A 23,022-nucleotide genomic window follows, 5' to 3' on the forward strand; every position below is an offset into this window, starting at 1 on the left:
TCCGCCGCCCCGCGTCGTGATGACCGGCCGGCTGGTCCCCGTCGTGACGACCGTGGTGGGGATCGTGGTGGGTTCCGGCGTGACGACAGCCGTGGCGAGCGCCCGCCCTTCCGGCGCGACGACCGTAGTGACAACCGTGGTGACAGCCGTGGCGAGCGACCGCCCTTCCGCCGTGACGACCGCAGGGACGACCGTCGCGACGGGGACCGTCCTGCCTTCCGGCGTGACGACGACCGTGGTGACCGTGGCAGCTACCCCCGCCGTGATGACCGTTCCGCCGCCCCGCGTCGTGATGACCGGCCGGCTGGTCCCCGTCGTGACGACCGTGGTGGGGATCGTGGTGGGTTCCGGCGTGACGACAGCCGTGGTGAGCGGCCCGCGTTCCGGCGTGACGATCGCGACAACCGTGGTGAGCGTCCCCCGTTCCGGCGCGACGACCGCGGCGACAACCGAGGCGAGCGTCCTGCCTTCCGGCGTGACGACGACCGTGGCGACCGTGGCAGCTACCCCCGCCGTGATGACCGTTCCGCCGCCCCGCGTCGTGATGACCGGCCGGCCGGCCCCCGCCGTGACGACCGCGGCGGTGACCGCGGCAGCCGTCCCGGTGGGTTCCGTCGTGACGACAGCCGTGGTGAGCGGCCCGCGTTCCGGCGTGACGACGACCGGGGTGGCTACCCCCGCCGTGACGACCGGCGCGATGACCGTCGGGGCGACGACAGGCGCGGTGGTGGCCGGTTCCGTGACGAGCGGGAGCGTGACCGCGACCGTGAGCCGATCAAGCGGCTGCCGATCCCCGAGGACGTCACGGGCGAGGAGATCGACAAGGACGTACGGCAGGAGCTGCTGAGCCTGCCGAAGGGGCTCGCGGAGGATGTCGCCAAGAACCTGGTGATGGTCGCCCGGCTCATCGACGAGGACCCCGAGGGCGCCTACGCGTACTCCAAGATCGCCCTGCGGCTGGCGTCGCGCGTCGCCGCCGTACGCGAGGCGGCCGGGTTCGCCGCGTACGCGAACCAGAAGTACAGCGAGGCGTTGGCCGAGTTCAGGGCCGCGCGGCGGATGACCGGCACTGTGGATCTGTGGCCTGTGATGGCCGACTGCGAGCGTGGGCTCGGGCGGCCCGAGAAGGCGCTGGACATGGCCGGGGCCCCCGAGGTGCACAAGCTCGACAAGGCCGGACAGGTCGAGATGCGGCTCGTCGCGGCCGGTGCCCGGCGTGACATGGACCAGCTCGACGCGGCCATCGTCACGTTGCAGAGCCCCGAGCTGGCCTCGAACAGTGTGCAGCCGTGGACCGCGCGCCTGCGCTACGCCTACGCCGACGCCCTGCTCGCCGCCGGGCGTGAGGACGAGGCGCGGGAGTGGTTCGCCAAGGCCGTGGAGTCCGACAAGGACGGCAGCACGGACGCGTCGGACCGCCTTGCCGCGATGGACGGTGTCGAGTTCGTCGACGCCTTCGTCGAGGACGAGGACGAGGACGGGGACGATGACGACGATGAGCGCGACGACGAGGGCGAGCTCCAGGAGGAAGCCTCCGCAGCCGACGAGGCGGAAGCCGACATCGACATCGACCTCGACCTCGAGGATGAGGAAGACGACGACATCGAGGACGTCGAAGACGAGGTCGAGGCCAAGGTAGACGTCGTCGAGGTAGACGCGGTCAAGGAAGACGTCGTCAAGGAAGAAGACGACAAGGACTGACGACACCGCGCGTCAGTGACAAGGGCGGGATCCCGGCACCGGGGTTCCGCCCTTTTGTGTTCCCGCTGTTTCAGGGTTCCAGCGTGCGCAGTACCAGGCCCGACGCCGGCTTTGGGCCGAAGGACGTCGACTTGCGGGGCATCGTGACGCCCTGGCGGGCCAGGTCGCGTACGACCTCCTCGCGGACGGGGTGCATCAGAACGGCCGTGCCGCCGTCTCGTTCCGCTTTGCGGACGGTGGCGGGGGTGTCGTGGATGTAGGCGATGCGGGTCGGGTCGTCCTCGGGGATGAGCCAGACGTGGTCCAGGAGGGTGGCATGCAGGACCGTCGCGTCCAGGGTGCGCCAGGCCGCCGGGCGGTCGGTGGGGATCGTACGGGCCAGGAGATCCGGGTCCGGGCGGTCGACCAGGTGGAAGGCGCCGTCGCCGGCGAGGAGGAAGGCGTTGCCGGCGCAGGCCGCGTCGGCGAGGACATCCAAGGCCTCCGGGAGGGGGACTTCCAGGTGCTGGACGCGGAACAGGCCGTCGAGGGCCGCCAGGGCGTCGGACACCGGGACGCCGTGCAGGAGGCGGTGGATCGCGCGGACGCGGAGCGGGTAGCGGGCCGTGTCGACGAGGAGGACGAGGCCGTAGTCCCAGGGGCTGGGGGAGGGGTGCTCCGCGCGTAGACGTCGGTAGGTCGCCCAGCGGTGGTGGCCGTCGGCGATCAGGGCCTGGTGCTGGGCGAGGTCCGACTGGATGCGGGCCAGGTCGGTGGGGTCGGTGACCGACCACAGGCGGTGGCTGTAGCCGTCCTCCGTGGTCGTCGACAGGAGTGCGGGGTCCTGGGCGATGCGCTCGACCACCGTCGTCGTGTCGGTCGGTGAGCCGCTGCCCCGGTAGGTGAGGAGCAGGGGTTCGAGGTTCGCGGAGGTGGCCCGCATGAGGGCCGCGCGGTCGGCGACCACGTGCGGCATGACGTCCTCGTGGGGCAGGACCACGCCCTCCGACGGGTCCGACAGGCGCAGGGCGCCGATGACGCCGCGCTGCAACAGGCCGTTGCCGTCGCGCTGTTCGTAGACGTACAGGCCGGGCTCGGGGTCGGTGGTGAGGACTCCCTCGGAGAGCCAGCGGCGCAGGGTGTCGGCGGCCTGTTCGTTGCGGGCGCTGGGGGTGACGGCCTGCGGGAGGATCAGGCGGACGATGTTGTGCGGGTCGGAGTCCTGGAGGTGGTGCAGCCCGTCGGGGCGTACGACGACGTCGTACGGTGGGGACGTCACGGCGGCCAGGCTGCCGACCAGGTCGGGGTCGTAGCGAAGGCCTCGGAACGGGGTGAGTTCCAGGCCTCGGCGCTCCGTTGCTTCCGAGTGACCTGCGGTGTTCATCCCGGCATCGTACGTGTGTCAGTGGCATGCGGGATGATCGGGTGAAAGCGATCGAACGAGGAGCGATGTGGAATGAGCCAGAGCGTCAGGACGAGTCCCGAGGGCAGTGGCCGGGCCCTGAGCGAGGCGTACGACACGGCGCTGCTCGACCTCGACGGGGTGGTGTACGCGGGGGGCAACGCGATCGCCCACGCGGTCGACTCGCTCGCCACCGCGCGCGCGGGCGGTATGCGGCTCGCCTACGTCACCAACAACGCTCTGCGGACGCCGGACGCGGTGGCCGAGCATCTCACCGAGCTGGGGATACCGACCGGTGCGGACGACGTCATCACCTCCGCGCAGGCCGTCGCCCGGCTGATCAGCGAGCAGGTGCCGGCGGGTGCCCGGGTGCTGGTGATCGGCGGGGAGGGGCTGCGGGTCGCGCTGCGCGAACGCGGACTTGAGCCCGTCGACTCGGCGGACGACGAGCCGGTGGCGGTCGTGCAGGGTTACGGCGGGCCCGACCTGGTGTGGTCGCGGTTCGCGGAGGCCTGTTACGCGATCGCGCGCGGGGTGCCGTGGTTCGCGTCCAACACCGACCTGACGATCCCGAGCGCGCGCGGCATCGCGCCGGGCAACGGCGCGGCGGTGGAGGTCGTACGGATAGCGACCGGGGCCGAGCCGCAGGTGGCGGGGAAGCCGTTGCCGCCCATGCACAAGGAGACGATCCTGCGGACGGGCGCCGAGCGGCCGTTGGTGGTGGGGGACCGGCTGGACACGGACATCGAGGGGGCGTTCAACGGGGAGGTCGATTCGCTGCTCGTCCTGACGGGCGTGACCGACGGAGCGCAGCTTCTAGCCGCGCCGCCGCAGCACCGGCCGACGTATGTCGACGCCGATCTGCGGGGCATGCTCACCGGGCAGCCCGAGGTCACCGGGGCGGGAGACGGCTTCCGGTGCGGGGGGTGGACCGCGACGGCGGGCCGCGAGCGGCTGGAACTCGACGGTGAGGGTGAGCCCTTGGACGGGCTGCGGGCGCTCTGTGCGGCGGCCTGGACTGCGGCGGGGGACGGTTCCTGCGCGCTGGACGGGGAGAAGGCGCTGGCGAGACTGGGGTTGTGACACGGGGAGGCGGGGCTCGGCCTCCGGAGTGGATGCGAGGGTAGGCTAACCTAACCTCGTGTTGGTCGACAGCCCCCCAGAACAGCGCGCGGAGACCGCCCCCGCGCCCCCAACCCGCCGGGCGATACGGGTCCTTGGACTCTTCGCCTCCGTGGCGCTCCTGGTCGTAGTGGCCCTGGCGAGCATCGCGGTCGGCGCGAAATCGCTGCCGTTGGGGGATGTGTGGCACGGCCTGTTCCATGACTCCGGGACGTACGCGGACGTCGTGGTCGGCGACCGGATCTCCCGTACGGTCCTCGGGCTGCTCGCCGGTGCCGCGCTCGGCCTCTCCGGCGCGGTCCTCCAGGCGCTCACCCGCAACCCGCTCGCGGACCCCGGGCTGCTCGGTATCAACGCCGGTGCCTCCGCCGCCGTCGTCACCGCGATCACCTACTTCGGTGTCACCTCGCTGAGCGGCTACGTCTGGTTCGCCTTCGCGGGTGCGGCTGTGGTCGGCGCGCTGGTCTGGTTCCTGGGCGGCAGCCGGGGCGCCACACCCGTGCGCCTCGCCCTCGCCGGCACCGCGATCAGCGCCGCGCTCTACGGTTATCTCCAGGCCGTCATGATCATGGACGACGCGGCGCTCTCCAAGATGCGTTTCTGGACGGTCGGTTCGCTGGCCTCGGCCACCGGCTCGACGATCACGCAGGTCGCGCCGTTCTTCGCGGTCGGCACGGTCGTCGCCCTGCTGCTCGCCCGGCCGCTGAACGCGGTGGCGATGGGCGACGACACCGCCCGCGCTCTCGGAGCCGACCTCAACCGCACCCGCGCGCTCGCCATGCTCTCCGCGACCGTGCTGTGCGGGGCGGCCACGGCGGCCTGCGGTCCGATCGTGTTCGTCGGCCTGATGGTGCCGCACGTCGTGCGCTCCTTCACCGGTCCCGACCTGCGCTGGATCCTGCCGTACGCCACGATCCTGTCGCCTGTGCTGCTGCTCGGCGCGGATGTCCTCGGCCGGCTGATCGCGCGGCCCGCGGAACTCCAGGTCGGCATCGTCACCGCGATCCTCGGCGGGCCGGTCTTCATCTGTCTTGTGCGGCGCCGGAGGACGACTCAGCTGTGAATCTCTCTCGTACGACGGCGGAGGACGGCCCAGCTGTGAAGGCCACACCTACTCAAGTGCTCCGTACGAAGGCCGTGCGGACCGGCGGCCTCTCCCTCCGCTTCGACCTCCGTGCCTTCACGGTCGTCGTCCTTCTCCTGGTCTGCGCGCTCGCCGCGAGTGTCGTGCTGATCGGTACCGGTGACTTCCCGATCTCGGCCGGTGACGTGCTCAAGACGCTGTTCGGGGGTGGTGACGCGGGACAGCAGTTCATCGTCAACGAGCTGCGGCTGCCACGGGTTCTCGTCGGGCTGCTGGTCGGTGCCTCGCTCGGGCTCGGCGGTGCGCTGTTCCAGTCCATCTCCCGTAATCCGCTGGGCAGTCCGGACGTGCTCGGTCTCTCGCAGGGGTCGACGGCCGGGGCGCTCGTCATGATCGTGCTGTTCTCCGGCAGCGCGACCGCCGTCACCCTCGGGGCGCTCGTCGGCGGGCTGGTGACCGGGCTCGCGATCTATCTGCTCGCCTGGAAGCAGGGGGTGCACGGGTACCGCCTCGTCCTGGTCGGCATCGGAGTCTCCGCCGTCGTCACCGCGGTCAACGGCTATCTGCTCACCAAGGCCGACCTCGTCGACGCGGCCCGCGCGGTCGTGTGGATGACCGGTTCCCTCAACGGCCGTGACTGGACGCAGGTCTGGCCGCTGCTCGCGCTGTGCGCCGTACTGGTGCCGCTCGTCCTCGCGAACGCGCGGGGGCTGCGGATGATGGAGATGGGCGACGACGTGTCGTACGCCCTGGGGGTGCGCGTCGAGCGCGTACGGCTGCTGCTGATGGTCGCCGCCGTGCTGCTCACCTCGGCCGCGACCGCCGCCGCCGGACCCGTCGGCTTCGTGGCGCTCACGGCGCCGCAGCTGGCCCGGCGGCTGACCCGCTCGCCGGGGCCGAACCTGGTGCCCTCGCTGTGCATGGGCGCCACCCTGCTGGTCACCGCCGACTGGGCCTCCCAACGGGCCTTCGGCGCCGACCAGTTGCCCGTGGGCGTGGTCACCGGAGTCGTCGGCGGGGTCTACCTGCTGTGGCTTCTGGTCACCGAGCGCAAGGCGGGCCGGATATGAGCAAGCAGAGCCACCAGAGCCACCAGAGCGGCCTCAGCAGCGGGCTGAACAATCGAAGGAGCACCGTGAACCGCCTGTCCGCCGAGAACGTCACCCTCGCCTACGACCAGCGCGTCATCGCACGCGAGTTGTCGGTGGAGATCCCCGACAACTCCTTCACGGTGATCGTCGGCCCGAACGCGTGCGGCAAGTCCACGCTGCTGCGGGCGCTGTCGCGGATGCTGAAGCCGAACGAGGGCCGGGTGCTGCTCGACGGGCAGGTCATCCAGTCGATGCCGGCGAAGAAGGTCGCGCGGACGCTGGGCCTGCTGCCGCAGTCGTCCATCGCGCCCGACGGGATCACCGTCGGCGACCTCGTGGGCCGCGGTCGGTACCCGCACCAGGGCATCCTGCGCCAGTGGTCCGGCGAGGACGAGCGGGTCGTACAGGAGTCGATGGCGCAGACCGGCGTCGCCGAGCTGGCCGATCGCTATGTCGACGAACTGTCCGGCGGGCAGCGGCAGCGCGTGTGGATCGCGATGGCGCTCGCCCAGCAGACGCCCCTGCTGCTGCTCGACGAGCCGACCACCTACCTGGACATCCAGCACCAGATCGACGTCCTCGACCTGTGCGCGGAGCTGCACGAGGAGCAGGGCCGCACGCTGGTCGCGGTGCTGCACGACCTCAACCACGCCGCCCGGTACGCCACCCACCTCATCGCGCTGCGGGAGGGCGCGGTCATCGCGCAGGGCGCCCCGGGCGACATCGTCACGGCCGAACTGGTCGAGGAGGTCTTCGGACTGCGCTGCCAGGTCATCGACGACCCGGAGACGGGGACACCGCTGGTGGTGCCGGCGGCGCGCAAGGCACGGGTCCGTGTGGCCGCTACAGAAGCTTCCTGAGGCGGAACAGGTCGAACACGTTGGCCTCCAGCTTCACCCGGCCCGAGCCCCAGGCCTTCGCGAAGTTCAGGCCGCCGTTGACCATGGCGACCAGGTCGTCGCCCGCCATGGTCAGCCTGATCTGGGCCTTCTCGGGTGGAAGGCCCTGCACGGTCTCGTCCACCACGATCCGGCCGCCGGTGAGCCGGCCCACGAACGTGACGTCGAGGTCGGTGATCCGGCAGCTGACCGAACGGTCCATGGCCGCGGCGGCGCGGACATTCCCATCGGCCTTCTGCATGTTGTCCGAGAGCTTCTCGAGTGCGACGCGGCACTCTTCGATCGTTGCCATCGTGATCGACGGTACCCCAGGCCTTCGGGGTAGCGTCTGGGCATGAGCGACTCAGTTCCCGAGCCCCTGGCGCAGGAGGAGCCGGCCGAGGTCGAAGCGTCGTACGACCCCGCCGCCCCGGCCCCCCTGAACGTGGACCGCGCCCCGAGCGGCGACGCCGACGTCGACGCCCAGCTCGGGCGCCTCGCCGACACCGTACACCTCGCCACGGACGGCCATGTCGAGGTGTACGAGGATGTACACCGGGGGCTGCGCGACGCGCTCACCGCGCTCGACGCCCGCCCGGGACCTCCGGCGCCCCCATCGACGTACGACCGCAGGAGCTGAACCGAACGTGGCAGGAGTGGCACGCCGACGTCTCGACGCCGAGCTGGTCCGGCGGAAGCTCGCGCGCTCGCGGGAGCACGCGAGCCAGTTGATCGCCGCCGGCCGGGTCACCGTCGGCAAGACCGTCGCGACCAAGCCCGCCACCCAGGTGGAGACGGCCGCCGCGATCGTCGTCGTCCTGGACGACAGCGACCCCGACTACGTGTCGCGGGGCGGCCACAAGCTCGCGGGCGCGCTGGAGGCCTTCGTACCGAAGGGGCTCGTGGTCGAGGGGCGGCGGGCGCTGGACGCCGGCGCGTCCACCGGGGGCTTCACCGACGTACTGCTGCGGGCCGGTGCCGCGCACGTCGTCGCCGTGGACGTCGGGTACGGGCAACTCGCGTGGTCTCTTCAGAGCGATGAACGCGTCACCGTCAAGGACCGTACGAACGTACGCGAGTTGACGCTTGAAGCGATCGATGGGGAGCCTGTGGATCTTGTCGTGGGGGATCTGTCCTTCATCCCGCTCGGGCTCGTGCTGCCCGCCCTGGTGCGGTGCACGAAGCCGGACGCGGACCTGGTGATGATGGTCAAGCCCCAGTTCGAGGTGGGGAAGGAACGGCTGGGGAGCGGGGGTGTCGTGCGCAGTCCGGAGTTGCGGGCCGAGGCCGTACGCGGTGTCGCCCGGCGGGCCGGGGAACTGGGGCTCGGGGTGGAGGGCGTCACCGCCAGCCCGCTGCCCGGGCCCTCCGGGAATGTCGAGTACTTTCTGTGGCTGCGGGCCGGGGCACCCGAACTGGACCCGGCCGATGTTGACCGTGCAGTGGCGGAGGGGCCGCGTTGACACAGAACCGAGCTCGTACTGTTTTCCTGCTCGCGCACACGGGTCGCCCTGCGGCCATCCGGAGTGCCGAACTCGTCGTCAAGGGGCTGCTCCAGTCCGGCATCGGAGTGCGCGTCCTGGAGTACGAGGCACGCGACCTGCCGCTGCCCGACGAGGTGGAGACGGTCACCGAGGCGACCCCGCAGTGCCTTGAGGGCTGCGAGCTGCTCATCGTCCTCGGCGGCGACGGCACGCTGCTGCGCGGCGCGGAGTTCGCGCGGGCGTCCGGGGTGCCGATGCTCGGCGTCAACCTCGGCAGCGTGGGGTTCCTCGCGGAGGCCGAGCGGGACGATCTCGACAAGGTCGTGGACCGGGTGGTCACCCGGGCCTACGAGGTCGAGGAGCGGATGACCGTCGATGTCGTCGTGCACAAGAACGGGAACATCGTGCACACGGACTGGGCGTTGAACGAGGCGGCGGTGCAGAAGGCCGGCGCGGAGAAGTTGCTCGAAGTCGTGCTGGAGATCGACGGGCGCCCTGTGACGGGGTTCGGGTGTGATGGGATCGTTTGTGCGACTCCCACCGGGTCTACGGCTTATGCGTTTTCCGCGGGTGGGCCTGTTGTGTGGCCCGAGGTTGAGGCGTTGCTGATGGTGCCTATCAGTGCGCACGCGTTGTTCGCGAAGCCGTTGGTTACCTCGCCGGATTCTGTGCTTGCCGTTGAGGTGTTGCCGCATATCCCGCCGGGGGTTTTGTGGTGTGACGGGCGGCGGACTGTGGAACTGCCTGCTGGGGCTCGGGTCGAGGTGCGTCGGGGGGCTGTGCCTGTGCGGCTTGCTCGGCTGCACCATGCGTCGTTCACCGATCGGCTTGTTGCGAAGTTCGCGTTGCCTGTTTCGGGGTGGCGGGGGGCTCCTCATTAGCTGCGGGCCGGTGGGGGCTGGGCGCGCAGTTCCCCGCGCCCCTAAAAGAAGGTGGGTCCACTCCCCTGGGTGACAGGGTGCCTCGCGCTTCTCCCGCCCTACCTCGTAAGGTCTTCACCGTGCTGGAAGAGATGCGGATACGGTCGCTCGGAGTCATCGACGACGCTGTCGTCGAGTTGTCGCCGGGGTTCACCGCTGTCACGGGTGAGACCGGTGCGGGCAAGACCATGGTCGTCACCAGTCTGGGGTTGTTGCTCGGTGGGCGGGCGGACCCGGCGCTGGTGCGGATCGGGGCGAAGAACGCGGTCGTGGAGGGGCGGATCTCCGTCCCTCCGGGCGGCTCCGCCGTGCTGCGCGCCGAGGAGGCCGGTGCCGAGCTGGAGGACGGGACGCTGCTCATCAGCCGTACCGTTTCCGCCGAAGGGCGGTCCCGGGCGCACCTGGGCGGGCGGTCCGTGCCGGTGGGGGTGCTCGCGGAGCTGGCCGACGAGCTGGTCGCCGTGCACGGGCAGACCGATCAGCAGGGGCTGCTGAAGCAGTCCCGGCAGCGGCAGGCGCTCGACCGGTACGCCGGGGACGCCGTCACCGGGCCGCTCACCAAGTACGCGGAGGCTTATCGGCGGCTGCGCGCCGTCGCCGTCGAGCTGGACGAGATCACCACGCGCGCGCGGGAGCGGGCCCAGGAAGCCGACATGCTCCGGTATGGGCTCGACGAGATCGCGGGTGTGGAGCCGCGTGCCGGGGAGGACGTGGAACTCGCCGCCGAGGCCGAGCGGCTCGGGCACGCGGAGGCGTTGGCGTCCGCGGCGACGGTTGCCCATGCCGCGCTCGCCGGCAATCCCGAGGACCCCGAGGGCATCGACGCGGCGACCCTCGTCGCGGGTGCGCAGCGGGCGCTGGAGGCCGTGCGGTCGCACGACTCGGCGCTGGCCACGCTGACCGACCGGATCGGTGAGATCGGCATCCTGCTGGGCGATGTGGCGGGGGAGCTGGCGGGCTACGCCGACGACCTGGACGCCGATCCGCTGCGGCTGGCCGCCGTCGAGGAGCGGCGGGCCGCGCTCAATGGGCTCACGCGGAAGTACGGCGAGGACATCGCCGCCGTGCTCGCCTACGCCGAGCGGGGGGCCTCGCGGCTGACCGAACTCGACGGCGACGACGACCGCATCGACGAGCTGACCGCCGAGCGGGACGCGCTGCGGGGTGAACTGGGCGGTCTCGCTCAGGCGTTGACCGACGCGCGTACGGAGGCCGCCGAGCGGTTCGCCGCGGCCGTCACCGCCGAACTCGCCTCCCTCGCGATGCCGCACGCGCGCGTGTCGTTCGAGATCCGGCAGACCGAGGACCCGGAGGGCGTCGAGGTCGGGGGACGTGCGGTCGCCTACGGGCCGTCGGGCGTCGACGAGGTCGAGCTGCTGCTCGCCCCGCATCCCGGTGCCCCGCCGCGGCCCATCGCCAAGGGCGCGTCCGGCGGTGAGCTGTCGCGCGTGATGCTCGCCGTGGAGGTCGTGTTCGCGGGGACCGATCCCGTGCCGACGTATCTCTTCGACGAGGTCGACGCCGGTGTCGGCGGCAAGGCGGCGGTCGAGATCGGCCGGCGGCTCGCGAAGCTCGCGAAGACCGCGCAGGTCGTGGTCGTCACCCACCTGCCCCAGGTCGCCGCGTTCGCCGACCGGCAGCTCCTGGTCGAGAAGACGAACGACGGGTCCGTCACCCGTTCCGGCGTGAAGGTCCTCGAAGGCGAGGACCGGGTACGGGAGTTGTCCCGGATGCTGGCCGGCCAGGAGGACTCGGAGACGGCGCGGGCGCACGCGGAGGAGCTCTTGGCGACGGCGAGGGCGGACGGGTAGGGCGGGCACGTCGTCGAGGAGGCAGTGCGGTCCTCACTCGTACGGGTGACATGCCCCGCCCGTGTTGCCCTCCTGTACGGCCCCGGGCCCTTCCGCGTTGTCGGAACACCCGTACGTGCTGGCATCCTTGAGTTGGAACGCGTAGGAAGCGAGCGATACACCCCCATCGCCCGATCCTTCTGTACTTTCGTCGTGACCGCCCGTCGCCGAACCAGGAGCCCCGGCCACGTGACCCCCGTGAGCAGCCACTCACCGCACGGCCAGTCGCCGCTGCGCACCGTGCAGGTGCTCGGCGGAGGCAATGCCGCCAGTAGCGCGCATGTGCGCTCCCTGGCCTCCGGGCTCGTCGCGCGGGGCGTGCGGGTGACGGTGTGCGCCCCCGTCGAGGCCGATCAGGCCTACGACTTCACGGGTGCGGGTGCCGAACACGTGCACGTGCCCCGCAGCAGTGACCCGGCGTCCGTGGCGGCGCTGCGGGCGGCCTGCGCGGATGCCGACCTGGTGCACGCGCACGGGCTGCACGCCTCCTTCCGTGCCGCCCTCGCGCTCAGCGGTCGCCGCACCCCGCTCGTCGTCACGTGGCACAACCGCGCCCAGGTCGAAGGGGCGCGGGCGCACCTGCTGCGGCTGCTGGAGCGGCGGGTCGTGAAAGCCGCCGTCGTCGTCCTCGGGACCACGTCCGATCTCGTCGACCGGGCTCGGCGGACGGGTGCCCGGGACGCCCGGCTCGCCGCCGTCGCGCTGCCGGGGCCGCGCCGAGCCGTCGTGGACCATGAGGATCCCGATCGGCTGCGGCCCAAGCTCCGTGCCGAACTCGGCGCCACCGAGCGCCCGTTGCTCGTCGCCGTCGGCTCGCTCGACCGGCAGCGGGGCTACGACACGCTCCTGGACGCCTCGCGCGGCTGGTGCCGCCTCGATCCGACGCCGTTGCTCGTGATCGCGGGGGAGGGGCCGCTGCGGGGCGAGTTGCAGCGGCGGATCGAGGACGAGGAGTTGCCGGTGCGGCTCATCGGGCGGCGGGACGACGTCGGTGAGCTGCTCGCCACCGCCGATGTCGCGCTGCTGCCCAGCAGTTGGGAGTCCCGCTCGGTGATCGCCCAGGAGGCCCTCCACGCCCGCGTGCCGCTCGTCGCGACCGCCGTCGGCGGCATCCCCGAACTCGTCGGCGACGCCGCCGAACTCGTGCCCTACGGCGACGCGAAGGCCCTCGCCGACGCGGTCACCAAACTGCTGCGCGACCCCGAACGCCGGGAACTGCTGCGGGAGAAGGGCACCCGGCAGGCGGCCACCTGGCCCACCGAGGACGAGACCGTCGCCCAAGTGCTGAGTGTCTACGACGAGTTGACCCAGCCCCTGCCGCTGACCTGAGATGCAGCCCTAGGGCACCAGTCTGCGGGCCCGCAGCGCCAGGCTCAACGCCAGTACCGTCTGCGGGTCTTCGAGATCCGTGCCGAGCAACTCCCCGATGCGGGCGAGGCGGTTGTAGAGGGTCTGCCGGTTGAGGTGCAGTTCGCGTGCCGTCTCCGCCTTGCGGCCCGCGTGCGCCAAGTACGTTTCCAGGGTGGGGAGCAGGGGTGGCTTGGAGCGGTTGTCGTGGTCCCGGAGCGGGCCGATCGCGCGGTCCACGAAGGCCGCCAGGTCGGGATGGTCGCGCAGCCGCCACAGCAGCAGCTCGATGTCCAGGCGCCGGGCGTCGTACCAGGGGCGGTCGGACAGGCCCTGTGCCGCCGTCGCGGTCTCGGCAGCGTGCCGCAGTCCCGCCGACGCCGCCGCCCAGCCGCCGGCCACCCCCACGACCACGATCGGCGGCTGTGCGCCCGGGCGTTGCATCCCGGCCCGTTCCACGCCCGCCCGCAGCGCCGCCGCGACCCGGTCCGCGACCGCCGACCGCTCCGACTCCGAGCGCAGGCCGAGCAGGAGCGGGACGCGGCCCTCGACCGGTCGTACGCCCAGCAGGACCGGGACCCCCACCGAGGCCAGCTCTTCCGCGACCGCGCGGGCCAGAACCGCCCAGCCGCCGCCGGGTGACGACAGCGCGTCGCCCAGCCGCATCACCACCGGCAGCAGCGGGCTGGTGCCGGGCTTGAAGCCCAGCACGCGGGCCTGCGCCGGGGCGTCCCCGGCGGCGATGCGGCCCTCGGCGAGGTCGGTGAGGAAGTCGCCGCGTCCGCGTGCCGCCAGCTCCTCCTCCTGGCGGGCCTGCATCAGGACCACGGCGAGGATGCCGGCGGCCCGTTCGGCGGCGATGCGGTGCACGGGGGCGAGGGGAGCGCGGACCGGGAGGAGGACGAGCCGTGCGCGGACCGAGCCCGTGCCGGGGCCGCCGCCGGGTACGTCCACCAGCACCGAACCGGCGGGCGGCGAGGCGTCCTTGTGCGGGCCGCGCAGGCCCTCCCACACCTGGAGCGGGTCGGTGCCCTCGGGGCCGGACCCCGCCGCGTACAGGAGTTGGCCGTCCGGGGTCTCCAGGAAGACCGGGTTGCCGCTGAAGTCGGCCAGGATGCCCAGGACTTGGGGGATTCCACCGCCGCCGAGCAGGGCCTCCGTACAGCGGCGGTGCACTTCCTCGGCCTGCTGGAGCAGCGCGTAGTGGCCGTTGACGATCTCGGTGTGGATCTCCTCGGTGACCGCGACGAACGGTACCTCGCGGTGCAGCTGGACCAGCGGGAGACCGGTCGCCCGGGCCGTCTCGACGAGGGTGGCGGGGAGCCGGGTGAAACGCGGGCCGAGTTCGACGACGAGGGCCGCGATGCCCCGCTCGGCGAGCGTGCGGACGAACGCGCGCTGTTCCGCCGGGCGGGTGCCGAGGCCGTAGCCCGTGGTCAGGAGCAGTTCGCCGCCCTTGAGGAGGGAGGCGATGTTCGGGACCTCGCCCGCGTGGACCCAGCGCACGGTGCGCTGCAGGCGGTCGGCGCCCGCCAGGATCTCCGGCAGCCCGCTGCGCAGCCCGGGCAGCTCCAGCGCCCGCTGCACGGTGATGCCGGCGCCCTGGGTGTCGAATGTGCTGTCCGTACGGCTGTCCATGCAGCGGACGCTACCTGCGCGGATGCCCTGTGCACATCTCGGCCCTAGGCGGGCTTGATGTTGTGGTTGTAGCGGAACACGTTGTCGGGGTCGTACTCCCGCTTCACCGCCGCGAGGCGCCGGGTGTTCTCGCTGCCCAGGCCCGCGGTCACGCGGTCCGTGCCCTCGTCGCCGATGAAGTTGAGGTAGACCGCTCCGGTGCTCCAGGGGCGGACCCGGGCGCGGACGTCCTTGACCCACGCGATGCAGCGTTCGTCGTCGGCCGGGTCCTCCCAGATGCCGAAGGGGTGCACGGCCCAGGGCGCGTCCCGGTACGGCACCGGGAACTCGGTGGGGCCGGACGCGATGGCGCCGCCCAGCGGGAACAGGACGTGCTGGTTTCCGGTGGGGACCGGCATGCTCTCCCCGAGGGCGCAGTAGACGTCCGTGAACGCGTCGGGCGCGCCGGTCAGATACTCGGCCGACCAGTAGTTCCGCAGGCCCGGCGGATCGTCGAGCATCGTCTGGAACTGGGGGTAGGGCAGCGCGGTGACGATCTCGACCTCGTGCGGCAGCGCCAGCAGCGGCTGGGCGAGCTTGCGCATGTCCTCCTCGGCCCCGGCGTAGGTGATCAGGGCGCCGCACAGCCGCTTGCCCACCAGGTGCTCGGGGATGAACTCCTCGGGCGGGCCGGTCAGATAGATGACTCCGCCGCTCGCCTCCTGCGGGCCGGTCTCGATGATCTCGCGGTAGGTGCGCACCACGTCCGGGCCGTGCTCGGGGTCGTACATCATCAAGGCGACGGAGAACTGCGGCAGTTCGTGCAGTCGCAGGGTGAGCGCGGTGGCGATGCCGAAGTTCCCGCCGCCGCCGTGGAGCGCCCAGAACAGCTCGGGGTTCTCCTCGGCGCTCGCGTGGACCACTCGCGCGTCGGCGGTCACCAGGTCGACGCCGAGCAGGTTGTCGACGGCGAGGCCGAAGGCGCGGTCCAGCCAGCCGCTGCCGCCGCCCAGGACGAAGCCGCCGACCCCGGTCGTGGAGACCCGGCCGCCGGTGGTCGCGAGCCCGTGTTCCTGGGTCGCGTTGTCCAGCTCGCTCATGGTGGCGCCGCCCGCGATCCGTACCGCACGGGCCGCCGGATGGACGGTCACCTCACGCATGTGACGCAGGTCCACGACCAGCGCGCCGTCCCCCAGTGCCATGCCCGAGACGCTGTGGCCGCCGCCGCGCACCGCGATCGGCAGATCCAGCTCGCGCCCGAAGCGCACGGCCCGGACGACGTCGGCCTCGTCCACGCACTGGGCGATCACGGCCGGACGCCGGTCGATCATCGCGTTGAAGACGACACGGGCGTCGTCGTAACCCTGATCCCCCGGGGCGAACACGTCGCCGACCAGATCCTCGCGGAACGCGGCAAGGGCCGCGCCCGCCGTAGAGAGGGAAGCCATGGCCGCCCCCTTCCAGAAAGGGGCAAATGGACAGCTACCAGCCTAGGCGGGCTCAGCCCCGCGGTCGCGTCGGGCCGCCGCACGTCACCGAGCGGTAAGGGTCAGCCCCCGTACGCCCCGGACGCCGTAAGCCGCAGCGCCGTGTCGATCAGGGGCACGTGGCTGAAGGCCTGCGGGAAGTTGCCGACCTGGCGTTGCAGGCGCGGGTCCCATTCCTCGGCCAGCAGGCCCAGGTCGTTGCGGAGTGAGAGGAGCTTCTCGAAGAGCTTGCGGGCCTCGTCCACGCGGCCGATCATCGCGAGGTCGTCCGCCATCCAGAACGAGCAGGCCAGGAACGCGCCCTCGTCGCCGGGGAGGCCGTCGACGCCCTCGTCCTCGCCCGAGGTCGGGTAGCGCAGGATGAAGCCGTCCGGGGTGGACAGCTCGCGCTGGATCGCCTCGATCGTGCCGATCACGCGCTTGTCGTCCGGGGGCAGGAAGCCCATCTGCGGGATGAGCAGCAGCGAGGCGTCCAGCTCCTTCGAGCCGTACGACTGCGTGAAGGTGTTGCGCTCCTTGTCGTAGCCGCGCTCGCACACGTCCCGGTGGATGTCGTCGCGCAGTTCGCGCCACTTCTCCAGCGGGCCGTCCGCGTCGCCCGACTCGATCAGCTTGATCGTGCGGTCGACCGCGACCCAGGCCATCACCTTGGAGTGCACGAAGTGGCGGCGCGGGCCGCGCACCTCCCAGATGCCCTCGTCGGGCTCGTCCCAGTGCTTCTCCAGGTAGCGGATCAGCTTCAGCTGGAGGAGGGAGGCGTAGTCGTTGCGGGCCAGGCCCGTCATGTGGGCCAGGTGCAGGGCCTCGGTGACCTCGCCGTATACGTCCAGCTGGAGCTGGTGCGCCGCGCCGTTGCCGACCCGGACCGGGCCCGAGTTCTCGTAGCCCGGCAGCCAGTCCAGCTCCGCCTCGCCCAGCTCGCGCTCGCCGGCGATGCCGTACATGATCTGCAGGTTCTCCGGGTCGCCGGCGACCGCGCGCAGGAGCCACTCGCGCCAGGCGCGGGCCTCCTCGCGGTAGCCGGTGCGCAGGAGGGAGGAGAGGGTGATGGCCGCGTCGCGGAGCCAGGTGTAGCGGTAGTCCCAGTTGCGGACGCCGCCGATCTCCTCCGGGAGGGAGGTGGTCGGCGCGGCGACGATGCCGCCCGTCGGGGCGTAGGTGAGCGCCTTCAGCGTGATCAGGGAGCGGACGACGGCCTCGCGGTACGGGCCGTGGTACGTGCACTGCTCGACCCACTCGCGCCAGAAGTCCTCCGTGGCCTCCAGCGACTGCTCCGGCTCGGGGAGCGCCGGCGGCTGCTTGTGCGACGGCTCCCAGGAGATGGTGAACGCGATCCGGTCACCCGGCGCGACCGTGAAGTCCGCGTACGTCGTGAGCTGCTTGCCGTAGGTCTCCGCCGATGTGTCGAACCACACGGAGTCGGGGCCCGCGACGGCGACTGTGCGGCCCTCGTGCTTGTGCACCCAGGGGACGACCCGGCCGTAGGAGAAACGCATCCGGAGGGTCGAGCGCATCGGGACGCGGCCGGAGATGCCCTCCACGATGCGGATCAGCTGGGGGGCGCCGTCGCGAGGGGGCATGAAATCGGTCACGCGGACCGTGCCTCGCGGGGTGTCCCACTCGGATTCCAGGATGAGCGAGTCGCCGCGGTAACCGCGCCGGACCGCGTGGGGCGGCGGCGCGTCGGCGGCGTGGGCCGGGCCCAGCCGCCAGAAGCCGTGTTCCTCTGTGCCCAACAGGCCGGCGAAGATGGCATGGGAGTCGAAGCGGGGCAGGCACAGCCAGTCCACCGTGCCGTCCCGGCAGACCAGGGCAGCGGTCTGCATGTCTCCGATGAGTGCGTAATCTTCGATGCGCCCGGCCACGTGCAACTCCAGTCGAACGGCCACGTCGCCCCTCAGAAAAGGGGCGGTCGCTGTGTGCGGTCAAGGGATCGTTTGTAGTGCGTCGTTGAGCCGTGAAGCAAATGAGGGTCGTTGCTCAACGGACTGACGAGCTCGCGTTGTTCCGGGATATACGGGCGGGGGTGGTGCCGTGTTCCGGACCGGCTCGGCAGCGAGTGTCCGAGCAGGATACGACGCACGTAGATGATCTGTGTGCCGCTCTCGCCAACGGACCTGGGCCGAACGGGTGAGCAGCACGTGAGAAGCAGGTAACCAGGGCGCGTCTGTGTCGACGCGAGTGACCTGTGTGTCGGCGTGAGTGCGGAGCGTGGCCGGAAGCCATCTCGTCCGGGCGCTGATACCCTGGTAGCCCGTGGACCGGTGGGCACAAAACCCCCGACCGCAACTCGAACCGCGACCACGGGAGCCCCCTCTTGGCCATGACACCCGCTGTTTTTCGAAATAGCACAGCCACGACGACCAAGCACATCTTCGTCACCGGGGGTGTCGCCTCCTCACTCGGCAAGGGCCTCACCGCCTCCAGCCTCGGCATGCTCCTCAAGGCGCGGGGCCTGCGCGTCGTGATGCAGAAGCTCGACCCGTATCTGAACGTCGACCCCGGCACGATGAACCCCTTCCAGCACGGTGAGGTCTTCGTCACCAACGACGGCGCCGAGACCGACCTGGACATCGGCCACTACGAGCGGTTCCTCGACCGCGACCTGGACGGCAGCGCCAACGTCACCACCGGCCAGGTCTACTCGACGGTCATCGCCAAGGAGCGGCGCGGCGAGTACCTCGGCGACACCGTGCAGGTCATCCCGCACATCACCAACGAGATCAAGCACCGCATCCGGCGCATGGCGACCGACGAGGTCGACGTCGTCATCACCGAGGTCGGCGGCACGGTCGGCGACATCGAGTCGCTGCCGTTCCTGGAGACGGTCCGGCAGGTCCGCCACGAGGTCGGCCGGGACAACGTGTTCGTGGTCCACATCTCGCTCCTGCCGTACATCGGCCCCTCGGGAGAGCTGAAGACGAAGCCCACCCAGCACTCGGTCGCGGCCCTGCGCAACATCGGTATCCAGCCGGACGCGATCGTGCTCCGCTCGGACCGCGAGGTGCCGACCGCGATCAAGCGCAAGATCTCGCTGATGTGCGACGTCGACGAGGCCGCCGTGGTCGCCTGCCCCGACGCCCGCTCGATCTACGACATCCCGAAGACCGTGCACACCGAGGGCCTGGACGCCTATGTCGTCCGCAAGCTGGACCTCCCGTTCCGCGACGTGGACTGGACGACCTGGGACGACCTGCTCGACCGCGTCCACAACCCGCTGCACGAGATCAACCTCGCGCTGGTCGGCAAGTACATCGACCTGCCCGACGCCTACCTCTCGGTCACCGAGGCCCTGCGCGCCGGCGGGTTCGCCAACAAGGCCCGCGTGAAGATCAAGTGGGTCACCTCGGACGACTGCAAGACCCCGGCGGGCGCCGCCAAGCAGCTCGCCGACGTGGACGCGATCTGCATCCCCGGCGGCTTCGGCGACCGCGGTGTGTCCGGCAAGGTCGGCGCCATCCAGTACGCCCGCGAGCACAAGATCCCGCTGCTCGGCCTCTGCCTGGGCCTCCAGTGCATCGTGATCGAGGCCGCGCGCAACCTGGCCGGCATCGAGGACGCCAACTCCACCGAGTTCGACGCGGCCACCGGCCACCCGGTCATCTCCACCATGGCCGAGCAGCTCGACATCGTCGCCGGCGACGGCGACATGGGCGGCACGATGCGCCTGGGCATGTACCCGGCCAAGCTCGCCGAGGGCTCGATCGTGCGCGAGGTGTACGACGGCAAGGAGTACGTCGAGGAGCGCCACCGCCACCGCTACGAGGTGAACAACGCCTACCGCGCCGAGCTGGAGAAGAAGGCCGGTCTCCAGTTCTCCGGCACCTCCCCGGACGGCAAGCTCGTCGAGTACGTCGAGTACCCGCGCGAGGTGCACCCCTACCTCGTCGCGACCCAGGCCCACCCCGAGCTGCGCTCCCGCCCGACCCGGCCGCACCCGCTCTTCGCGGGCCTGGTCAAGGCGGCCGTGGCACGCAAGACGGGCAAGTAGTACGAGGGTTGTACGGTGACCGGGGTGCGCGCCTTCAAGAGGTGCGCACCCCGGCCGTTTTGTACGTCAGGTTCGTGTACGTGTGGAGGGACAGCGCATGACCATCAAGGACACCCCGGAGGAGTGGGAGATCCGGGCGACCACGACCCCCTTCGTCGGCAACAAGACCTCCGTGCGCACCGACGACGTGGTCATGCCCGGCGGCGCGGTCGTGCACCGCGACTACCAGGTCCACCCCGGCTCCGTGGCCGTCCTCGCCCTCGACGAGCAGGACCGGGTGCTGGTCATCAAGCAGTACCGCCACCCCGTGCGGCAGAAGCTGTGGGAGATCCCGGCCGGACTGCTCGACATCCCCGGCGAGAACCCGCTGCACGCCGCCCAGCGCGAGCTGTACGAAGAAGCGCACGTCAAGGCCGAGGACTGGCGGGTGCTGACCGACGTCTACACCACGCCCGGCGGCTGCGACGAGGCCATCCGCGTCTTCCTGGCCCGCGAGCTGTCCGAGGCCGACGGAGCGCGCTTCGAGGTCGAGGACGAGGAGGCCGACATGGAGCACGCGCGTGTGCCCCTCGACGACCTGGTCCGCGGGGTCCTCGCCGGCGAGCTGCACAACAACTGCCTCGCCGTCGGCGTCCTCTCCGTGGTCGCCGCCCGGCACGGCGACGGCCTCGACGCGCTGCGCCCCGCCGAGGCGCCGTGGCCCGCGCGTCCCTTCGAGTCCTGAAGCCGGTCTCTCCTTGCCATCGATCGCCAGTGTGACGATCGGCTGATCCGATCGGGGGATGTGCCCGCCGCGCTCCGCACGGTTCGTCGCAGAGCGTGAACTAGGCTCTGGAATCACCCGATCCGGAGTCCCGGCGGGCTATGCGCGTGCAGTGGGACGGGAGTGTGGCCCGTGACGGATCAGGCGGTGGACACAGGCGGCGTGCGGCTGTCCGAGGACACTTCTGCCGAGGGCCAATTCCTGGGCAGGGCAAGAGAGTTGAAGGAGCTGCGCGCCGACATCGAGCGCGCGGGCCTGGACACCATCGCCGGCCGCAAGGCCCCCCGCGCACGCGTCCTGCTCATCGCGGGCAAGCCCGGCTCGGGCCGCAGCGCGCTCGCCGAGGAACTCGTCCGGCAGGTCGCTGACCGTTACGACCACGGAGTGCTCCGGGCGCGGCTCAGCGAACCCGACGGCACCCCCGTCCCCACCGAGCGCACCGCCCGCGACCTGCTCACCGCCCTGGAGCTGCCGACCCCGGCCGGCGCCTCCGAGGACGACCTCTCGGACATCCTGCGCGACGCCCTCGCCGACCGGCGCGCGCTGCTCCTGCTCGACGACGCGGCCGATGCCGAACAGGTCGACGCGCTCCTTCCGGACACCCCGGACTGCCTGGTCGTCGCCGTCTCCGGCGGCCCGCTCACCGGCATCGCGGACGTCCGCCCCTGCACCCTGGGCGGCCTCGACACCAAGTCCGCGCTGGAACTGCTCACCCGCTACACCGGCGCGGTCCGCATCACCGTCGACCCGCTCGCCGCCGAGGGCCTCGTCGAGGTGTGCCGGGCCCAGCCCGCCGCGCTGACCCTGGCCGGCGGCTGGCTCGCCGCCCGCCCGCAGGCGGCCGTCGCCGACCTCGCCAAGCACCTGCACGCCGAGAGCGACGAGGGCACCCCGCTCAGCCGCGTCTTCCGGCTCGTCTACGGCTCGCTGCCCAGCCCCGCCGCCCGGATACTGCGACTGCTCTCCCTCGCCCCGGCCGGCCTGGTCGACCCGCAGACCGCCTCCGCGCTCGCCGGCTGCTCCGTCAACGGCGCCCGCGCCACCCTGGACGACTTCGTCACCGCGGGCCTGCTGCGGTCCCTGGACTCGCCGCTGCCGCAGTACGAGGTCCCCGGCTGCCTCCAGCCCCTCCTGCACGCCCTCGCCGAGACCCAGGACCGCCCGGCCGAACTCCAACTGGCCCGCGCCCGGATGCTGGAGCGGACCGTACGGCTGCTCCAGTCCTGCCGGGCCATCACCGAGACCGACAGCCCCCAGGCCCGCGAAAAACTCCTCGGCATGCCCAGCGCGCTGCGCTTCCCGAACCCCCGGGCCGCCGCCGACTGGCTCCGCGTCCGCCAGCCCGCCCTGCTGGCCTCCGCCCGGCTCGCGGTCGCCGACGGCGAACTCGACACGCTGGCCCGCCGGTTGATGTCCCAGCTGGTGCGCGCGATGGTCGCCCACTTCGGCACCCAGGCCGCCGCCCCCGAGCTCTACGGCGTCCACCGCCTCGTCCTCGACGTGGCCGAGCGGCGGAACCTGCCCCGCGAGAAGGCCGCCGCGCTGCTGAACCTCGCCGATCTGGACGCGCAGACCGGCCGTACGACCGAGGCGCTGGCCCGCTACCGGGCCGCTCTGGACGCCGGACGCGAAGCGAATGACCCGTATGCGACCGGACGCGCGATGGAATCCGTAGGCGGCGCGCACCAGGAGCTCGGCGACTACGACCGGGCCGCCGACTGGTTCGGCCGCGCGCTGGCCCAGCGGCTCGCCCGGGACGAGCGCGCGGAGGCCGCCCGGCTCTATGGCCGGATCGCCGCCGCGCACACCTACGCGGGCCGCTACGGCGAGGCGCTGCGGAACTGGCGGGCCGCCGTCGCCGGGTACCGCAAGAACGGTGATGTGCCCGCCCAGGCACGGGCGTTGAGCGAGCTGGCGCGGGTCCAGGAGTACGCCGGCCGCCCCGAGGAGTCGCTGCTGACCTGTCACGAGGCCGTGGAGTGGGCGCGCCGCGCGGAGGACGTACGGCTGCAGGCGGCGTTGCAGCTGCGGCTGGCCGACACCCTCGACCGGCTGGGCGATCCGGCGTCCGCCGCGCTGCACCGCGGGACGGCCGAGCGGATGCTGGGCGAGGAGCTCCAGGAGGGTGATCCGGCCCCTGAATCCCTGGAACATGACGCTAACGCCTGCGAAATCCGTAGTACATCCGCTGAAGATTGATGCATTGAAAGGCTAGACACCGAGAACGCCTTCATTAAACTGGCTCTGCCGCACCTTCTCCTGCGGTCTCCCGGTGCGCTCACGCATGTCCGGGTATGAGATGTATT

General features: G+C 71.6%; 19 protein-coding genes. 14 read left to right on the plus strand and 5 right to left on the minus strand.

What is annotated here, in order from left to right:
• Window positions 1-847, plus strand: an 847-nt coding sequence (locus ACIQBL_RS40215) for a hypothetical protein (RefSeq protein ID WP_401952212.1), incomplete at its 5' end; no start/stop codon positions are given.
• Complete coding sequence (locus tag ACIQBL_RS40220; RefSeq protein WP_401952178.1) at window positions 784-1,701, plus strand: hypothetical protein; 918 nt, start codon at window positions 784-786, stop codon at window positions 1,699-1,701. The genes ACIQBL_RS40215 and ACIQBL_RS40220, both read left to right, overlap by 64 nt.
• Window positions 1,702-1,771: 70 nt before the next feature.
• Here the strand turns inward: ACIQBL_RS40220 and ACIQBL_RS40225 are convergent, their stop codons facing one another.
• Complete coding sequence (locus ACIQBL_RS40225) at window positions 1,772-3,064, minus strand: DUF1015 domain-containing protein (RefSeq protein WP_401951668.1); 1,293 nt, start codon at window positions 3,062-3,064, stop codon at window positions 1,772-1,774.
• Between the two features lie 72 nt (window positions 3,065-3,136).
• Between ACIQBL_RS40225 and ACIQBL_RS40230 the strand changes: the two genes are divergently transcribed.
• From ACIQBL_RS40230 to ACIQBL_RS40245, 4 genes are read left to right on the plus strand one after another with little or no spacing between them, the layout of a single operon-like run.
• The gene (locus ACIQBL_RS40230; protein ID WP_401951671.1) at window positions 3,137-4,165 is read left to right on the plus strand and encodes an HAD hydrolase-like protein; all 1,029 of its coding nucleotides are present in this window, start codon (window positions 3,137-3,139) and stop codon (window positions 4,163-4,165) included.
• Between the two features lie 58 nt (window positions 4,166-4,223).
• Window positions 4,224-5,267, plus strand: coding sequence for a FecCD family ABC transporter permease (locus ACIQBL_RS40235; RefSeq protein ID WP_401951674.1), 1,044 nt, complete (start codon window positions 4,224-4,226; stop codon window positions 5,265-5,267).
• A 35-nt stretch (window positions 5,268-5,302) separates the two neighbouring features.
• The gene (locus ACIQBL_RS40240) at window positions 5,303-6,358 is read left to right on the plus strand and encodes a FecCD family ABC transporter permease (RefSeq protein WP_401951677.1); all 1,056 of its coding nucleotides are present in this window, start codon (window positions 5,303-5,305) and stop codon (window positions 6,356-6,358) included.
• The gene (locus ACIQBL_RS40245) at window positions 6,355-7,239 is read left to right on the plus strand and encodes an ABC transporter ATP-binding protein (RefSeq protein WP_401951680.1); all 885 of its coding nucleotides are present in this window, start codon (window positions 6,355-6,357) and stop codon (window positions 7,237-7,239) included. The genes ACIQBL_RS40240 and ACIQBL_RS40245 overlap by 4 nt, the downstream gene beginning before the upstream one ends.
• On the opposite strand, the gene ACIQBL_RS40250 is transcribed toward ACIQBL_RS40245, so the two are convergent.
• Complete coding sequence (locus ACIQBL_RS40250; protein WP_401951683.1) at window positions 7,223-7,570, minus strand: SCP2 sterol-binding domain-containing protein; 348 nt, start codon at window positions 7,568-7,570, stop codon at window positions 7,223-7,225. The genes ACIQBL_RS40245 and ACIQBL_RS40250 overlap by 17 nt on opposite strands.
• Window positions 7,571-7,612: 42 nt before the next feature.
• Between ACIQBL_RS40250 and ACIQBL_RS40255 the strand changes: the two genes are divergently transcribed.
• The 5 genes from ACIQBL_RS40255 (at window position 7,613) to ACIQBL_RS40275 (ending at window position 12,840) form a co-directional block, all read left to right on the plus strand.
• Window positions 7,613-7,897: a hypothetical protein gene (locus ACIQBL_RS40255; protein WP_401951686.1), complete on the plus strand. Its 285-nt coding sequence runs from the start codon at window positions 7,613-7,615 to the stop codon at window positions 7,895-7,897.
• A gap of 7 nt (window positions 7,898-7,904) precedes the next feature.
• On the plus strand, window positions 7,905-8,720 hold the full coding sequence (locus ACIQBL_RS40260; protein WP_401951689.1) for a TlyA family RNA methyltransferase: 816 nt from the start codon (window positions 7,905-7,907) through the stop codon (window positions 8,718-8,720).
• Window positions 8,717-9,622 (plus strand): NAD kinase, encoded by a 906-nt coding sequence (locus tag ACIQBL_RS40265; protein ID WP_026179466.1) that lies wholly within the window; start codon window positions 8,717-8,719, stop codon window positions 9,620-9,622. Before ACIQBL_RS40260 ends, ACIQBL_RS40265 begins: the two co-directional genes overlap by 4 nt.
• Window positions 9,623-9,753: 131 nt before the next feature.
• Entirely contained in the window at window positions 9,754-11,472 is a 1,719-nt protein-coding gene (gene recN, locus ACIQBL_RS40270) for a DNA repair protein RecN (protein ID WP_401952181.1), read from the plus strand.
• Window positions 11,473-11,700: 228 nt separating this feature from the next.
• Complete coding sequence (locus ACIQBL_RS40275; protein WP_401951692.1) at window positions 11,701-12,840, plus strand: glycosyltransferase family 4 protein; 1,140 nt, start codon at window positions 11,701-11,703, stop codon at window positions 12,838-12,840.
• Between the two features lie 9 nt (window positions 12,841-12,849).
• On the opposite strand, the gene ACIQBL_RS40280 is transcribed toward ACIQBL_RS40275, so the two are convergent.
• The 3 genes from ACIQBL_RS40280 to ACIQBL_RS40290 all read right to left on the minus strand — a co-directional run bounded on the left by ACIQBL_RS40280 (window position 12,850) and on the right by ACIQBL_RS40290 (window position 17,827).
• Complete coding sequence (locus tag ACIQBL_RS40280; RefSeq protein WP_401951694.1) at window positions 12,850-14,496, minus strand: PucR family transcriptional regulator; 1,647 nt, start codon at window positions 14,494-14,496, stop codon at window positions 12,850-12,852.
• A 44-nt stretch (window positions 14,497-14,540) separates the two neighbouring features.
• Complete coding sequence (locus ACIQBL_RS40285; protein ID WP_401951696.1) at window positions 14,541-15,923, minus strand: FAD-binding oxidoreductase; 1,383 nt, start codon at window positions 15,921-15,923, stop codon at window positions 14,541-14,543.
• A 101-nt stretch (window positions 15,924-16,024) separates the two neighbouring features.
• Window positions 16,025-17,827: a glycoside hydrolase family 15 protein gene (locus ACIQBL_RS40290; RefSeq protein WP_401952184.1), complete on the minus strand. Its 1,803-nt coding sequence runs from the start codon at window positions 17,825-17,827 to the stop codon at window positions 16,025-16,027.
• Between the two features lie 458 nt (window positions 17,828-18,285).
• Here ACIQBL_RS40290 and ACIQBL_RS40295 point away from each other — a divergent pair, with 458 nt between their 5' ends.
• From ACIQBL_RS40295 to ACIQBL_RS40305, 3 genes are all read left to right on the plus strand, one after another.
• A complete protein-coding gene (locus tag ACIQBL_RS40295) occupies window positions 18,286-19,953 on the plus strand; it encodes a CTP synthase (protein WP_401951698.1) in 1,668 nt (555 codons plus the stop codon).
• Between the two features lie 97 nt (window positions 19,954-20,050).
• Complete coding sequence (locus ACIQBL_RS40300) at window positions 20,051-20,677, plus strand: NUDIX domain-containing protein (protein ID WP_401951701.1); 627 nt, start codon at window positions 20,051-20,053, stop codon at window positions 20,675-20,677.
• A 171-nt stretch (window positions 20,678-20,848) separates the two neighbouring features.
• Window positions 20,849-22,915: a tetratricopeptide repeat protein gene (locus ACIQBL_RS40305; RefSeq protein WP_401951703.1), complete on the plus strand. Its 2,067-nt coding sequence runs from the start codon at window positions 20,849-20,851 to the stop codon at window positions 22,913-22,915.
• Window positions 22,916-23,022 lie beyond the last annotated feature (107 nt).

It is taken from the genome of Streptomyces sp. NPDC088350, from assembly GCF_044753545.1.
Classification (GTDB): Bacteria; Actinomycetota; Actinomycetes; order Streptomycetales; family Streptomycetaceae; genus Streptomyces.